Source organism: Bradymonas sediminis (assembly GCF_003258315.1).
GTDB lineage: Bacteria > Myxococcota_A > Bradymonadia > Bradymonadales > Bradymonadaceae > Bradymonas > Bradymonas sediminis.
The window spans coordinates 1,709,095-1,725,274 of the sequence record NZ_CP030032.1; the positions used below are offsets into that span (position 1 = coordinate 1,709,095).

At 62.2% G+C, this 16,180-nt stretch carries 12 protein-coding genes; 9 read left to right on the forward strand and 3 right to left on the reverse strand.

Annotation, left to right across the window (positions count from 1 at the left end):
- Positions 1-68: 68 nt before the first annotated feature.
- The 6 genes from DN745_RS06400 (at position 69) to tsaE (ending at position 7,249) form a co-directional block, all read left to right on the forward strand.
- On the forward strand, positions 69-1,835 hold the full coding sequence (locus tag DN745_RS06400; protein ID WP_111333118.1) for a hypothetical protein: 1,767 nt from the start codon (positions 69-71) through the stop codon (positions 1,833-1,835).
- Positions 1,836-1,957: 122 nt separating this feature from the next.
- Positions 1,958-3,583, forward strand: a complete 1,626-nt coding sequence (locus DN745_RS06405; RefSeq protein ID WP_111333120.1) for a hypothetical protein — start codon at positions 1,958-1,960, stop codon at positions 3,581-3,583.
- Positions 3,584-3,664: 81 nt separating this feature from the next.
- The gene (locus DN745_RS06415; protein WP_111333122.1) at positions 3,665-4,279 is read left to right on the forward strand and encodes a hypothetical protein; all 615 of its coding nucleotides are present in this window, start codon (positions 3,665-3,667) and stop codon (positions 4,277-4,279) included.
- Positions 4,276-6,303 carry a protein kinase domain-containing protein gene (locus DN745_RS06420; protein ID WP_111333124.1) on the forward strand — a complete coding sequence of 676 codons (2,028 nt, stop codon included), beginning with the start codon at positions 4,276-4,278 and terminating at the stop codon, positions 6,301-6,303. Before DN745_RS06415 ends, DN745_RS06420 begins: the two co-directional genes overlap by 4 nt.
- Positions 6,304-6,394: 91 nt before the next feature.
- Positions 6,395-6,682, forward strand: a complete 288-nt coding sequence (locus DN745_RS06425; RefSeq protein ID WP_111333126.1) for a hypothetical protein — start codon at positions 6,395-6,397, stop codon at positions 6,680-6,682.
- 45 nt (positions 6,683-6,727) lie between these two features.
- Entirely contained in the window at positions 6,728-7,249 is a 522-nt protein-coding gene (gene tsaE, locus DN745_RS06430) for a tRNA (adenosine(37)-N6)-threonylcarbamoyltransferase complex ATPase subunit type 1 TsaE (protein WP_111333128.1), read from the forward strand.
- Between the two features lie 13 nt (positions 7,250-7,262).
- Here the strand turns inward: tsaE and DN745_RS06435 are convergent, their stop codons facing one another.
- Positions 7,263-9,314: a rhomboid family intramembrane serine protease gene (locus DN745_RS06435; protein WP_162687510.1), complete on the reverse strand. Its 2,052-nt coding sequence runs from the start codon at positions 9,312-9,314 to the stop codon at positions 7,263-7,265.
- A 336-nt stretch (positions 9,315-9,650) separates the two neighbouring features.
- Here DN745_RS06435 and DN745_RS06440 point away from each other — a divergent pair, with 336 nt between their 5' ends.
- Complete coding sequence (locus DN745_RS06440; RefSeq protein ID WP_162687511.1) at positions 9,651-11,231, forward strand: ATP-binding response regulator; 1,581 nt, start codon at positions 9,651-9,653, stop codon at positions 11,229-11,231.
- An 18-nt stretch (positions 11,232-11,249) separates the two neighbouring features.
- Here DN745_RS06440 and DN745_RS19260 read toward each other — a convergent pair whose 3' ends face one another.
- Positions 11,250-11,528, reverse strand: a complete 279-nt coding sequence (locus tag DN745_RS19260; RefSeq protein ID WP_133622068.1) for a hypothetical protein — start codon at positions 11,526-11,528, stop codon at positions 11,250-11,252.
- Between the two features lie 64 nt (positions 11,529-11,592).
- Entirely contained in the window at positions 11,593-12,354 is a 762-nt protein-coding gene (locus tag DN745_RS06445) for a methyltransferase domain-containing protein (RefSeq protein ID WP_111333134.1), read from the reverse strand.
- Between the two features lie 263 nt (positions 12,355-12,617).
- Here DN745_RS06445 and DN745_RS06450 point away from each other — a divergent pair, with 263 nt between their 5' ends.
- Both DN745_RS06450 and rlmD read left to right on the forward strand, forming a co-directional pair.
- Positions 12,618-14,804: a hypothetical protein gene (locus tag DN745_RS06450; protein WP_111333136.1), complete on the forward strand. Its 2,187-nt coding sequence runs from the start codon at positions 12,618-12,620 to the stop codon at positions 14,802-14,804.
- 19 nt (positions 14,805-14,823) lie between these two features.
- On the forward strand, positions 14,824-16,164 hold the full coding sequence (rlmD, locus tag DN745_RS06455; RefSeq protein WP_111333138.1) for a 23S rRNA (uracil(1939)-C(5))-methyltransferase RlmD: 1,341 nt from the start codon (positions 14,824-14,826) through the stop codon (positions 16,162-16,164).
- Positions 16,165-16,180 lie beyond the last annotated feature (16 nt).

Here is a 16,180-nt window from a genome sequence, read left to right on the forward strand (position 1 = left end):
AGTTGTTGTATCTGATTTACCCATTGATTTAGGGCCTCGCGAGTCGGGGTTCGTCCAGGGAGAAGAGTATGCATCATCTTTTTAATAGTCGTGGCGCGGCGGCCTCGCGCGTTCGTGGAATTTCATTGCTCCTCGCGCTGAGCCTGGGCGCCGCGACGCTGGTCGGCTGCGAGAAGCCTGATTGGACAAACCCCGATTATGTCAGCACTCGCCTGGTCGAGGGCGACTCGGCCGAGCGTGCGATGGCCCTGGGTAAGATCAGCGCGTTGGAAGACGCCGACCAGAAGAAGTTGGTGCCGGCGCTCACCAAGGTCTACCTGGAAGGGGACGCAAATCAGAAAGACGTGATGAAGCGTCTGGTTCAACTGCGCTCCGCTGAGGCCAAAGAGGCCTATATGAAGGAGGTGCGCGAGAATTCAACGGACTACGCCGGAGCCGCGGCCGAAGCCCTCGGCGAGGCCGGGGTCACCGAGGCGTTGCCGGACCTGATCAAGCTGTATAATTCCACCGACGATATGGACACCAAGCAGGGCTTGATGCGCGCCTTCAGCCATATGCCGGACCCCCAATTGGTCGGGTTGTTGACCGAGACGATGGCGTTGAGCGTGGATAATTATCCCATCGCGCTGCACTCCTATAGCTGCGAGATTCTGGGCGATATCGGGGCGAAGACGCCCGAGGCGATTGACGCCGCCGCCAAAAGCGCGCTGGTCCGCGGGATGTTCCTGGGCAACTTGTCCGGGCAGAACGTCGCCAGCGAATGCGGCATCGCTATCCAGCAGGTCGGCGAGCCGATGGTGCCGCTCCTTATCAAGACCTTCAGCGGCGAAAACGACGACGTGAAGAGTCTTCTGGCCAAATATAATAAGGCGCCCGACTACTCCTTCCCCGAGAACCTGGTGAAGGGAAAAATGGCGGTGCGTCTGGGCTCGCTGAAATCCCAAGCCGCGCTCAAGCCGCTGGTGGACGACTTTAATTCAGTGAAAGAGGCCCCCAAGCAGCTCTCGGGAACGCACGCGGTTCAGTGGCGTGTCAACGAGGCGCGTGGGCTCTCCGAGACCATCAACGCCCTGGGTCAGATCGGCGACGCCAGCGTCGTAGAATCGCTCGCCGGCGTGGTGAAGAACGAGAAGATCACCGAGGAGTGGGACGAGATCACCGACTGGCAGGTCGAACTTCAGCTTCGCCAGGATGCGTCCTTTGCGCTGGTTCATCTCGGCGACCGCAGCGCCACGGGTGCCTTGCTCGAGATGGCCGAGAAGGGCCTGATCGTCGACATGGAGAAGTTGGCCGACCGCGCCGCGCGCTCAAAGCAGCCGATGCCCATGCTGCAGCGCTACCAATTCAACTGGATGATGGCCGAGTCCTACGCGTTTTTGGCGGGCGCTGACGGCGCCGCCGGACTCCAGGCGGTGATCGCGAAGACCAAGGAAAAAGAGATCGCCGAGAAGATGTCCTCCTATATCCCCGTGATTGAGAAGGGCGCCGAGTGCCTGAATAAAGGCGATGACGCCGCCAAAGCCGGCTGCTTCGACGAGATGCTCGGCGACAAAGACGTCCTGGTGCGCAAAAAGGCGGCCTTCGAGCTGAGCCGCCTGCCCGCCGCCGCTGCCGCGCCCGTGGTGGCCAAGCACCTGGCCGACGACTACCTCGAAAGTCGTGAGGTCCTGACCTTTGCCGCCTACCGCGCGCCGAGCAAGGAAGCAATCGCGGCGATCGATAAGATCCTCAAAGACGAGGCGTCCAACGGCGCCGAGTATAAATTGGACCACCACCGTCTCCGGTTGCTTCGTGCCTGGCTCGAAAATAACACCGGAGCGGTTGCCCAGAAGTAGTAGAGACGGGCAATTTATGGCATAGTCGAGCGGCTGGCGCAGATGGTGCGCCAGCCGCTTTTTTAATGTCGACACGTGTTGGGCTCCAGATTCGCGGGGCTCGTACGACTGAGTTAATCTTGATGAATCGCATTCAAGCGCCAAAAATCGAAGTTCAGGCGTCTAATCCGACGCTGCGTAATCTGATGCGCGACGCGATAAAAGAAGCCGGCTTGGAGTTGCAGCCCACCGCGGCGAGCCCGGTCATCGGCGGGGCGGGCGCGGCGCTCGCCGACTTGCTGCTCTTTGACGCCGAGGGGCCCGATGACGCGCTTGAGTCGCGCCTGCAGGATTACCTTGATGCGGGCGGGGCTGTGTTGTTTTGTGGGCTTCGGAACTCGCGGGATCGCTATCCCGACGCGCAATGGCTGGAGCGACCGTTCTCTCCGGCGATTCTGCAGGGGAAGCTGCTCGAGATGCTGGAGTTGGACCAACTTCCGCGCGACACCACCGAGGCGTCAGACGCGACGCTGCCGGAAGATTCCTCCTCGGATACCAAGCGCCTCACGATAAATGAGACGATCGTGCTCGAGGAGGCGCTCGGCCTGGAGAAGGGGAAGATCAGCGACGAGCTCAGCCTTGATGAGCCGGCGGCTGAGCCCGCCGATGCGGTGCTCAGCCGGGGCGTGGTGGCCGGCGGCGAGATGATGGGGGCGGTGCGTCGCCGCCCGATCGACCCCGCCGACCTGCAAGCCGACGCCTCGCTGGTGGCGGCGCTCAAGTCGGACGCGGCTGCGTCCGGGCTTCGCTCGATGGGGGCGAACGCGACGCTGCCGGACGTCCCGGCGGTGAAGCGGGCGAGCGTTCAAGAGCGCGCGCCGGCGCGCCCAACGCCGCCGCCGCGCCCGGGATCCGATGTAGGCTCAGGGCCGGCGCGGCGCGTGGGCTCGGCGCCTGAGCGCGGCGCCTATACCCAGGTGTCGGGCGTCAGCGTCGCCCCGCAGTTCGAGCCGAAGCTTCGCGGTGCCGCCGCGCTGCTGGCCGGCGCCTGGGCCCAGATTGGCTGCTCGGCGCGCGAAGACGACCGGCGCGAACATATCGAAAAGGTGATGCGCGCGACCTTCGCCCGTGGGCTGCAGGCCGGCGAGGCCCAGGTGCTTCGCATCCCCGCCGCCCCCAGCTTTAGCGGGAGCCTGGCGGTCTTAAGCCTGGTGGACCTGCTCGCGACCATCCGCGACCGCACCTTGCGTGGGCGCCTGGAATTGGCCATCGGCGCCGAGTATTTCGTCCTCTACGTCGACGCGCAGGCCCTCGATGAGGTGGAGAATCTCACCGGCAATGACGAGCAGCTATTGCTCGATATACTCGCGAAGATGGGGTGTTTGGTGCGCGCCGATTATGACGCGTTAAGCCAATCGCTGAGCGACCCGCTCGCCCCTCCGCTGCGCATGCAGTTGAGGGAGCGCCGCGTGGTCTCCACCACCCAGGCGACCCCCCAGACGCCCACCGACGAGACACGCCCGTTGGTCGACGAGGACGACCTGCGCGAGGCCCGGCGCCTGCGCACGCTGCACCTATTTCGCAAGATTCGCCACGCCGAGCGCACAGCGGCCCAGCCGGGCTCCTTCGCGTTTATGGAGATCCTGGCGTCAGGCAACCACGCCTGGCCGTTCGCCGCGCTCGGGCTTAATGTCGACGAGTTGCTCAAATCGGCTCGGCGCGAAGATTCAACCGTGGGCGGCGGGCCGAGTGAATCCGGTCTTTATTGATGCTTTTTCGGGGCGCACCGACCGTATTTTGCGCATTGTCTGATCTTGACCGTTAGGTCTTCAAAAGGGTAATTAAATATCGTGTCACAACGCATCTCTCAATCATTCAAATCCCTCGTCTTCGCCGGGCTGATCCTCGGGTTAGGAAGCGTCGCGCTTGGGTGTAAAGATAAAGAAGCCTGGCAAGAGCCGGCCCCCGAAGAGGTCTTTCGTTCATTCTTGATGGACTGGTTTCGCGGGGAGCGTGACAATGCCTTTGAGGCGATCGTTGAGTCCGACCGCGCCGCGTTGCTTGCGCCGCTTGAGGAGCTCAAGAAGACCCACGGCGAGGGTGTGCTGCCCGAGGACTATCAGACGTTGGTAGTCGGGCGGGTCAATAACCCCTATGACTTTAAGTCGATTGCCCCCAAGGAGCCGCTGACGGGTGCGCCCGCGGTCGGACAGAAGCTTGAGTTGACGCTTAATTTTCATGACGGCCATACCGGCAGCGCGACGATGGTGTGGAGCGGCGAGCGCTGGTTGGTTGATTTGCCCCTAGAGGCCGGCGCGGCGCCTGCGCCCCCTGTGCCTGAAGAGCAGAGCGATTCCAAAGACGAGCCGCCGCAAGTAGAGTCGCCGATAGACTCGGCCCCGGATGCGGGCCCGAGCGAACTTCCAAATAACATTCTTCCGTCTGCCCCATCGAATACCCCATGAGTGATTCCAGCCAAAAGGGAGATGAGCGACTCACCCTACCCAAGCCGCCCGCGCGCGCGCCGGCGGGCCCGCCGGCCAAGCGAACGCCGCCGCCCGGCGTGCCGGTGCCGCCGCCGCATCCGAGCATGAAGGCCAGGGCGCCCGGGGTGCGAAGCAGCATGGAGGCCCCGAGCGAGCCGACCACGCTTCGCACCGGTGACACGGTCGCCGGCGCGTTCAAGGTTCAGCGCTATCTGGGGAGCTCCGGTGGCGCGATCAGCTACCTGTGCACCGAGATCGCCAGCGGCGACTCGGTGGTCATTAAGGTGCTGTCGCGGCCGTTCCCAGGCGACGATGTCTATGAGGACTATCGCAAGCGGATTCAGGTCGCGAACGCGATTCGGCACAAGAATCTCACGCGCATCCTGGGCATGGGTAAGACCGCCACCAACGAGATGTTCGTGGCGATGGAATTTGTCAGCGGCGCGAGCGTCTCGGGGGTCGTCGCCCAGCGGCGCGAGGCCGGAGAGGCGTTGGAGTTGCGCGATGTCTTTACCATCTTGGCGCATGTCTGTGACGCGCTCGAAGTCGTCCACAAGCGCATCGCTCACGGTGTCCTGACGCCCTATAATATCTACCTGGGCGCCCAGGGCGTGGTGAAGTTGGGGAACCTGACCTTCGACCGGATCGCCGGCGAATACCTGTTCAACGAGAAGCAGAGCGGGCCGTTCGTCGACAGCATTTATGTGGCCCCCGAGGTCGCGCTCAACCCCATGGAGATCGAGCCAAGCGCGGATCTCTACAGTCTCGGGATGCTCGCCGCCGAGTTGCTCAGTGAGAATGGCCTGCCGGACCAGCGAAAGCGCGCCCGCCAACTCGCCCTCGATGGCATGAGCAAATACCCGCCGTCGCTGGTCAACCTGATCGCCTCGTGCATCGACTCCGAGCCGGCCAACCGCCCGCGCAATGTGCGCGAGTTCCGCGACACCTTTGAGGACGCCGCCCGCGAGGCCGGCGCGCTGCTCGGCGGCCCGCCGCCCCCCGGCTGCTTGCCCATCGAGCCGGCTGTCGACGACGACAGCATCCCGGACTTTGATAGCGGAGATAGCGACCTCTTTAATATCGATCTTCCCGGCTTTAATAGTGCCGGTCGAGATGGCGACGAGGAGCGCTTCTTGCTGCAGAAGGATGGGCTTGATTACGGCCCATTCACGCGCGAGCAGGTGCTCGAGCAGCTCTATCGCGACGAGATCGATGAGTTTTGCCCGGTGCTCGACCGCATCAGCCAGGAGCGCGTCGAGCTCGGGGAGATGGAGGATTTCCGCGAGGATGTCGCCGAATATCTGCCCAAGCGGGCCGAGCGTCGCCGCCAGGAGGCGGCCGCGCGCGCCGAGCTTGAGCGCAAGGTAAAGAAGGGCGCCTCGATCGGCCTGATCATTGCGGTCGCCGTGGGCGTGGTTACCCTGATCTCCATGCTTGTGTTTTATATCAATCAACCGGACCCGGTTGAGTTGCCAATGGATAAAACTTTCGCCGCGCTGGACTTCAAATTCCTGCCGCCCCCCAAGGAGTTCCAAACCATCGCGGTCGATAAGGCGTTGATGGCCAGTATTTTTAACCTCAACGCCAGCCAGGAAGAGATTGAGCGCCGCGTGAAACGCCACACCAAAAAGGTGCGCACCAAGTCGCGCAAAGGCAGCGGGGGAGGCGGCGCGGGCGCGGCTGCTGAGGTCGACCTTTCGGATAATAGCGGGTCCTCGCATTTCCTGAGCGACGCCGAGATCAACCAGATTATCATGTCCCAATTCGGCCAGTTGCGCGGGTGCGTTATGCAGGAATTGCGCCAGGACCGCTCCTTTAAGGGCGTCACCGTACAGTTCTTTATCCGTCCTTCGGGCACCACCGGTGGCGTCAAAATTAAGGAGGGGCAATACGCTAATCGCCCGGTCGGCGATTGCCTGAAGCAGCGCTTCCGCGGGATGAAATTTCCCGAGCATGGCGCCATCAGCAATAAGGGTGTGACCTTCCCGCTGCGCGTCCAATAAGCGCGCATGTGCTCGAAATCGACCACGGTGAGCATATATTGTGTAGGCTCACCGACTCATTTATTTGCTCAGTCCACAAAGGAGCCACGCCATGCGTCCCGAAACACTCAAAGACATCTTAACCTCGCAATTTGACGCCGCCGCCGAAGGCAATGAGATCCTCATTCCCGAGGCCAAGCGCGTCACGCTTCTGTTGATTGCCGGTGACACGCTGATGCCGGTGGTGCGCGTCAAGAGCGTGCGGTTTGCCGAGAATTATATGGCAGTTACCACCGACGAGCAGCGTTATTTTGTGGACGCGGACAGTCTCTTCGGCGTGCGCCATGAGGACTTCGACGCGGGTTCCAAAGATTCGCGCCCCGGGTTTAATCGCTCCTAAGCGGGTCACAGCGCCTTCCCCCCCCCCATATTTGCCGAGCCTGGCATGCCTGAAATTCCATTTGACGCCTTCGGCTTGCCCGAAGCTCCGCTCCTCTCCCTCGACCTCGATGACCTTGACCAGACCGTGCGCCTCGGGCGCGCGCTGGCCGAGGTCTTCGGCGAGGGCGTTTTTATTGGCCTGCTGGGTAACCTCGGCGCCGGTAAGACCACGCTAGTTCAGGCGATGGTCGCGCAATTATCCCCGGGGTTCGAGGCCCGAAGCCCGACCTACACGCTGCTCAATCACTATGAGACGCAGCCGCCGATGGTGCATATCGACCTCTATCGCCTTGAGAGCTACGATGACCTGGAGTCGATCGGGTATTGGGATTATGTCGAGGAACCGTCGGCGATCAGCTGCGTTGAATGGCTCGACCGCATCCCGAACGCCTGGCCGGGAGAGGGCATCCTCATCGAGTTGACGCGCACCGACGAGGCCCGCCGCGCCCGCCTGTGGGCGAGCGAGCGCTACCGCGCGATGCTCGCCGAAGATGTCGCGGCGCGGCTGGGCATGGGCGCTGGTTGAAGGCGGCGAGGGCTCAGGGGAGTTCTTTTACTTCCTGAGTGAGCGGCCAAAATTCGGGAACGCGCGCTTCATGCTCCTCGATGTCGACACGACAGGCGGGGGCTTTTCGTATGAGCGCTGGCTCGAAGGTCAGGCGCGCGCCGGCTCCAATCCCCCGATAGATCGAGGCCAGGCCGTAGCTCGGGTTCGCGAATTCATAGGAGCCGCGGAGCAGGCAGCCTCGTAGCATTCCCAGAAGTTCGTCGTCGCTGCGGACCAATAGGTAGACGGCGATATCTTCGCGGACGTGGCCAAGATTCTCGAATTCGATGAGCTTTTTATCTTCGTCGAGCGTGACCTGAACGTCATTTTCCAGAATGCCCAGCGGGTCGTTGGGCTGGTTGATGACATGGCGATAGCGCAAAAATCGCGCAAGCTGGGCGCCGAAAAACACCCGCAGAGATGGGTCTGTTTGGTCGTGTTTGGAGCTGTTTAGTAACGCGATTTCGAGGGCGACGGCGCGGTCGATGGCCTCCACGCGGGCCTCGCCGGACGACAGGCGGGCGAGGCGGTATTCCAGGGTCGCCAGGGTGTCGCGAAGCTCCACGCGGCCGGTCTCGCGGTCGGTGATCTCGCTCAGGGCGTCGCGGGCCATGAGCACGCGTGAGCGCTCGGACTTCGGATCGATCGCGATCATCCAGCTGATCTCGTTTATCTGCTCGGGTGCGTTTTCGGCGCCAACGGCCTGTTCATAAAGCCTGGCGAAGACCTTTTCAGCGTCATTTGGGTGTGGGTCGAATGCATAGATTCCGGCAAAGACCAGGCCGGCGACGGTTAGCGCGGACACCGCACCGGCCAGGGTCGTGACGAGCTTGGAGGCGGCGCGGTTGGGAGCCAGTACCGGGGCTGCCTTCAGCATCGCAAGGGTGATCAGCAGTCCTGAAATCAGTCCGGCGACGTGCGCCGCCGAGTCGATGGCTGGCACGAGAAACGGCAATCCACCGTTGACGACAATGATGAACCCCCACCACTTTTTAGACTGGCGAAAGGGCGGCGGGAGTTGGCTCCAATAGCGCAGATGAATCGCCAGAAACGCCCCGAAGAGCCCGAAGATCGCCGTCGATGAGCCGACCGATAGGGCCGCCTCGCCCAACACCCAGGAGCCGACCGCCCCGGCGATCGCGCTGGTCATATAGATGAGCAAGAAGCGCCACGAGCCCAGAAGCTTCTCGACCATCATACCCAGGAAATACAGGGCCATGCCGTTAAAGAATAAATGCACCCACCCGCCGTGTAGGAAGTTGGCCGAGATCAGTCGCCAATATTGGCCTGCTTCGATGAGGGCGGGCGCGTTGGCGCCAAGGCGCAGCAAGCCGAAGGGCTCAGTCAGGGCGCCGCTGAGCACCTCAAGGGCGAAGTAGCCGCCCAAGATCGCCAGGATCGCGCGGGTGACCGGCGTGGGGGTTTTCGTGGCGGCCATCGCGACTTCGTGCCGCGTACGCATTCGGTCGAGCACGGCCTGGTGGTTGGGCAATGCGAGAATGCGGCGGTTTAACTCGCCGCTGAGCTTGCCGGACGCGTCGGGGTGATGCGCCTTGGCGAAGTCGGCGTCTTCATACCCGAGCGTGAGTTCACCCGTGTCGATTAACACGGCGTTCGATTTGGGGCGTGAAAGCGATAGAATCGCGTGGAGATCTCCGTAGTTTACGGACGCACTTCGCTTCGTATTTGGGTTCAGAGGCAGCTCAACTTCCTCGGCGCCAAACACGATGATGCGTGGTGTTTTGGGCGTGTCCCACGCTCGCCATAAGATCCACAAAACATAGGCACAGGGCGGGGCCAGCACCATCAACAGCATGTCAGTAGGCGTGTCGGGGGATGTTAATGTCGCAAGAATTGTCTCATGAAACCAGAGCATCGTGCCCAGCAGGGCGGCGCCGATCCCTCTCATTCGCCGTGACAAGAAGGTCGGCGGCGCCAACGCAATCTGCTCGTAGGTTTCGGCGGCGCTGCGCAGCGAGAAGTCGGCGAGCTCGTGGCGATCTTCTTGCGCGCCGAGTTCGTCCGGCGAGGGGTCTGGGTGCATTCTATTGTCGGGTTCATTCATTCTTTGTACCGGGATGGGGGCATTCTCATCCTCACTACCAATCCCGGCGCTTATCGCAAAGTCTCGGGTGGGGTGAATCGCCAGCGGCTATGGTACCCTACTGGTTAGTGGGGGGCTCGCAACCTAGACAAATATTGACGCTTTTTTTATGCTTAGAATCGGGGTACAATCCCTCTATATTTAAATTGTGGTCCAGTTGTTGGTTGAACACCAACGTTGCGGCAGAACCCGCACGTTTTCTCCGTGGTTTTGTCGTGGAGATTGTCACGAGACGCCCATTGATTTCAATAACATGCCCCTCGATTGATGTTCGACATGAGTGAAGAATTCTCGAAGCGCTTCGCCCAGGATGAGGCGACATGCGGCGGTGTGGGGCAGAGCGAGGGTTGGTCCCTGGAGTGCGACCTTCAGCTCCTGGAGATCACCCCCGCGGCGACTCTGGTTGTCGATACTTTCGGGCAGATATTTCGGGCGAATCAACGTGCTTTCGAGCTCCTGAAGCCGTCGGGTAATATCCTCTTGGGCACCGCCTTGCGGGACTATCTGCTCGCCGATTCCGCGGAGGCGTTCAAGCATTTCTTCGCACGTTTGCGCGAAAGCGAGGGCGTTCAGACCTGTGAGATGCGCCTTAAAACCGGGGCGAATGACGTGCTTCAAGTGCTGATGCAGGCCAAGGTCGTGCCCAAGGATGGGGGGCAATTGTTGGTCTTCACGCTGAACGATATCACTGAATGGCGCAGCGCCGATCCCGAGTCGATCCTCATCGAAGAGCGCCTGCGCCACTCTCAAAAGATGGAGGCGCTCGGGCGGCTGAGCGCCGGGGTCGTTCACGACTTTAATAATATTTTGACCATTATTACCGGCTATAGCCGCATCGTTCTTGACGAATTGGAGGGCTCCCCGGAGCGCCAACACCTGCAGAAGATCGCGCACGCAAGTGGGCGCGCGGCGGATTTGGTGTCCAAGATGTTGCTCTTTGCGCGCGGCGAGGAGTCGGGGTGCGAGCGCGTGCTCAATCTCAATGACCGGGTGATCGCCTTCGAGGATTTGTTCAAGAGTCTGGTCTCCGACGAGATTCGCTTGGAGGCGCTGCTCGAGCCGAACCTGGCAAATATTCGCGCCGATGCGAATCAGATCGACCAGGTGTTGATGAATCTGGCGATGAACGCGCGCGACGCGATGGACGGCAGCGGGGTCTTGTCATTCGAGACAAGCGTTCGTTTCATCGGCAGCGACCGACCCAGGCATCTGGCCCACCTTACCCCCGGCCAATATGTCGAGTTGAGGGTGTGTGACACCGGCTGCGGCATGACCCCGGAGGACGCCGAGCGAGCGTTTCGCCCGTTCTTTAGCACCAAGGGCGTCGGGCATGGCACGGGATTGGGGCTGGCGACGGTACGGAGCATCATGCACGAATGTGGCGGCGAAGTTGAGCTGACGACCGCCCCGCGCGAGGGTAGTTGCTTCGCGCTGCTCTTCCCCGCGGCCGACTCGAGTATCGACAACTTCAGCGAGAGCCTGGGCTTCGTTATGAACATGGAGTGCGAGGGCACGCATATTTTTGTGGTCAACGAGAACCCGGAGGTCCGCGAGCTTATCGTCTACGTGATGGAGAAGCAGGGCTATTGTGTTACCCAATCGTGCCCGACCGAGGCGCTCGACAAGGCGCAGCAGGCCGCGTCACCTTTCACGATGGTCGTGATTGACCGAAATCTACCAAAGCCCCTGAGCCGGGAGCTTTTGGGCGGGTTGCGCGGGCTGCATCCCTCAATCAAGACGTTGTTTTTGTCGAGCCAGCGCACGCCTAGTATCTTCGAGTTGGGGTCGGCGGAGCTGCAAAAGCCCTTTACCTCCCACGAGCTGTGCTACGCGGTGCAAGACCTGTTGAACACCTAAAAAAGGCGCACCGGTGCGTTATTTGTCATCCATTGGCTGAATCGGTTGCACCGGGGAGACCGGCGCTGATTGTTTGGGCACGGTGTCGGCCGGCGGCCCGTCGGTGATTAGCTCGACGCCGAGTGAGAAGATGATCGCGACCAGATAGATCCCTGCCATCGCGAAGACCACCAGAAAGAACATCCATAAGACCTTTGCTCCCCGGGAGCTTGAGCTGGCGCCTTCGGGGGGCTCGGTGATCGATGAGCGCTCGGAGCGTCGATGCGTATTTGTTGGTGTGTCCGGTGAAATAGTCACGGCTTCCCTCCTGCAAAAGAGAGCTGGCCGCGGGTGAAATCCCGCGGCCAGCTCGGTCAGTTCGTCAATTCTTGAGTGGCCGGGCAGGGCGCTCGATGCGGTGGTAGCGCGGCCCGACCGCCGCGGCGATCTCGGCCGCACACTGGGGGTCCCAAGCCTGGGGGAGGGCGCTGCTGTCCGGGTGACGCTGGCAGATAAATATCTCGTCCTGCCCCATGCTCGACACCTCGAACCCGAGCCCCTCAAGGGTCGAAAGCTGCATCGGGGCGCTATTTTGATTTTTAAAGGGTGAAATCGAAGAAAAAGGCTGGAATATCAGCGTCTTATCGGCGCGCTCGGCCATGATGTCCAGGGCGAGCGCGGGGTAGCGAAGCTCATAGAATGCGCCCATAAATAGCACCAGATCATAGCGCTCGGCCGAGCGCGCGATCTCGTAGACGTGCATTTGCCTGAATTTGATGCGGTCGCTGAGCCCGAATTGTTCGGCCGCCCATTGCGCCTGATGCACGCAATGCGGGTCGCGGTCGCAGCCCAGCACCCGCGCGCCCAGCGCGGCGAGCTCCAGGCAGAAATACCCGCCGTTGCAGCCGACGTTGAGCACGCTCCAATCCTCGAGGCTCTCGGGCAGGGCGCGGCGGATCTTTGCCCACGCGCTCGCCGGGTAATCACCCATGGGATGGCGCGGCGAGGTTTGGTCGCCGTCGGGTAGGTGGAGGTTGTGAAACCAGGGGCCAAAATCGTGGTGCGTCTTGGGTTGGGCGGCGCGATTGGCCGGTCCATCAAAAAGCTGTTCATCCTGCGGGTCATTCGTTCTCTGAATTCTCATCGTACCCCCCTGGCGTCATCGGTGCGCGAACTATTCTGCGAGGCGAATTCCAACGCGATCGCCCCGCGCCCCTATTACCGACACAATTATAATCACTTCATATTGATTCAGTAGTTTCACCGGATGCCCGAATGCCGGCCAATGGGCCGATATTGTGCCCCCGGGACAAAAAAGGCCTTGAATTTCATGCCTTTCGACGACTAAGATCACGCAAAACTGCTCACGGACGAGCGGTGTGCACCGACGCATCACCAGGGATGGTTATGAAACGCAATGAGCGCGAGCGCTTTGCAGAGCTTTTCCAACAATTAGTACACGCCGATACCCAGCGCGATAGCGAGGCAGACGCGGCGCTGCGGGTGTTGAGCCATGCGTTGCTTAATTATTGGGGCGCGCGCCAGAACGATGACGCCGCGCATAACGCACAGATCACCGCCCAGATGACCCGGGCGTTGCCCTGGCTTGCCGCGTTTTTGGCCTCCGCCGAGCCCCAGACCGACCATGCGCCGATTGCGCGTCAATTGCTCGAGACTTCCGGGCGAAATACGCTCAGCGAAGAGATGATCGCGCGCCGTTTGGACGCGCTCGCCGCTGCCGGCGGCGCGGCGTTTAGCGCGACCCCGCGCGACGCAAGCACCCATCCCGACCGCCATCTTGATATTTTTTGCGCGCTCGCGCACACCGAGCGCCGCCTGGCCGCGTTGGGCGATCTCGACGCCCAGGGGCTCCGGGATGCCTTGGTAGATGATACCTTTTTGCTCGCCGCCGCGGCCGAGCGCTGCGAGGAGGCCGGCGCCGGAGAGCATGGCGGGGCGGCCACGCCGTCCTTGCTGAACCGTCTCCGCGACGCCATCGAGCCCTGGCGCGCGTCCGACCTCACGGGCGAAATCGCGTCCTTGAGCAAACCCATCTGGGTGCTCGCCGGGCTCGATGAATCCGATGAGACCGGCGCGCTGATGGGCGCAGGCACCCTGAATATCGCGGCGAAATCGCGCCGCTTCGAGAGCGGACTTGCCGCGAATATGGAGCGCATGGGCTTCATCAGCGCGGTGCGCGCGGCGCTGGCCTTTGCGCCCATCGCCGCCGACGGGGCCGGTGCGCCTCCCGCGTGGCTCGCTTCGGCCGACGCCCGGGCCGCTTTTTTGCGCGACTTTAGCGTCTTCCGCGCCGACGAGTCCCTGCTTCAACTCGCATCTGCGCTGATGGAGACCCGCGGCGTGTGTTTGGATTATTTGCGCGGGGGGGCGCCGCTTGGCAGCCTATCTCCGTGGATTGACTATCTGCGCGGCGAATGCGCCGAGCTGGCCGAGGCGCGCGAGTGCACGCTGCGCGAGGCGATTAGTTATGCGCATTATTGCCTGCATCTGGTCAATATTTGCGACTTCGCGGCGCTCGAATTAACCGCGACTGAGCAGGCAGCGCTGAGTGAGGCGACACGCGAGGCCCTTTGCCAGGTCGAAGATGAACTTAAGGAGTTTGCGCTGCTCGGACAGCGCGAGGGCTTAAGCGACGCGCAGGCCGATCTTGGCCGATTCGAGCGCGCTCGTTGGCGTCGCGAGGGCGACGCGTCGTTTTTGGCCGACCGCCTCAGCCGACTGCGCGGCGCCTGGCGAAGCGGCGTGACCCCCGGGCCGATTGGCGCACCGCCGCGGCTCGACCCCGACGTCAGCGCTCACAGCCTCGCCATCATCGACAACCTGCTGGCCGAGGCCGGCGAGTCCGAGCTCTCGGGGTTGGCGACGATCGCGTCGAACGCGCGTTTTCACGGCTATCAGTGGCTCGAATTACTCGCGCCGCCCGATATCCTCAAGCTCATCGCCATCTGCACCAGCGCCGCGCGCGACCTGCCGGGCGTCGATATCACGAAGGCCTTTGACGTCGACCTGAGCGAGCTTGGCGCTTGGGCGAGCGACCCGGCGCGCGGCAGGCTGAACCGGCGCATTCTTAGCATGTTGTTGGCCCGCCGTGAGATGGCCGACATTCTCAACGGCGACGCCGCCGGCCAGGACACCGAAATGGCCCTTCGCCGCGGCCTGGTCACGCATACCCGAGCGGCCGGGGGCCAGCTGTCGCCGGCTCATCTGCTGGGCGGGAATCAGACGGTCGACTTCGGCGCCCCGGCGGGCGCGCAGTCCAATATGGGGCCAAATTATCTGGTGCTGCAATTCGTCGCAGACCCCGAGCTCAAAGCCCTTTTGGACCTGATGGGCACCAGCAGCGCCGAAGACCCGGCGTTCCACGCCTTGCTTGAGCAGCGGCTTCAAGTCATCCTTCATCGTCATGACGCTGGGGATTCAGCCGAAACGATGTTAGACGACTCTTCGCAGGTGATGTCGCAGCCCGAGCAAGCCTCGGCGCGCGCAGGTGCCTCAAGCGCTTCTTCAACTCAAAAGCCTTCTTCGACCCAAGCGGTCGAAACCTTTTCTTCATCTCAACCGGCCGCAAACTAAAGGCCACTTGGATTTCTAGATGACTATTGAACTCAACGATTCGCAACGTGTCACCATTGACCGACTCGCCCACGGCGGCGATGGCATCGGATATCTCGATGACGGTCGGATCGTTTTCGTCAGCGGCACCCTTCCCGGGGAAGTGGTCGATATTGAGGTCTTCGAGCTCAAGAAATCCTTCGCGCGTGGGCGCATCGAGGAGGTCGTTGAGCCGGCGCCGCAGCGCGTCGCCTCGCAATGCCCCTATTCGGATGAGTGCGGCGGATGCCAATTCTGGCACACGACCTACGAAAATGAGCTCAGGCTAAAGACGGAGGCCGCCTGGGAGGCGATCTCACGCATCAGCAAGGTCGAGATTCCCCAGGCGCGCGTGCTCGAGGCGCCCGCCGCGATCCGCTACCGCTCGCGCGTGGTCTTCCACCAAAAGCGCGCCCATCGCGACAAGCGCACCGGCGCGCTTGAGCCCAATAAGATCGGCTTCTACCGCGCCCAGAGCAAGCAGTTGGTCGATATCGACGACTGCATGATCACCAACTCCCTGCTCAACCAGGTGCGCCGCGCGCTCGAGCCGGCCCTTCGCGATGTCGGCGATTGCGATATTATTCTGGAGACTGCCAGCGCCACCAGCGTCATGGTCACCCTGGTCCCCGAGACCAATTATCGCACTAACCTGCCGCGCTCGCTCAAAGCATTTATGCAGTCGGTCGACCAGAACCCGATGATCCGCGGCATTCGCGTCGTGGGTAAAAACGAAGACGTGATCTACGGCGATATCGCGGTCGACGCCGACCAGATCCTGGCCCACGTGCCGGTTCATGCGGCACGCCTTGGATCGGGCGATTTCCGCCAGAGCAACCAGGCGATGAACCGCGTTTTGGTCGACGAGGTCACCGGGCATATCAAAGCCAGCGGGGCGACGTCCGTGCTCGAGCTCTATTGCGGCAGCGGGAACTTCGCCTTTGCCATGCCCGAGTCGGTCGAGCAGATCGTCGGTCTGGAAGTCAGCGCCGCCGCCGTGGAGAGCGCGGACGCGCTGGCGCGCCTGGCCGGCTTGCAGCGCTATACCTTCGCCAAGGCCAACCTCGACAAAGGACTCGTGAAGACCCCGTGGCCGGGCGCCGAAGGCTTTGACCTGGTTTTGTTAGACCCGCCGCGCACCGGCGCCACCACGGTTTGTCAGGAGTTGGCCGATGCCGAGGACGGCCCGTCGACCATCGTCTACGTCTCCTGCGACCCGGCCTGTCTTGGCCGTGACCTCAAGACCCTGGCCACCGGCGGCTGGAAGGTCGATTCCTTAACGCTGCTCGATATGTTCTCGCGCACCTCGCATATCGAGTCCATCGCGGTCTTGACCCGCTAAGATGACGCCGCGCCCG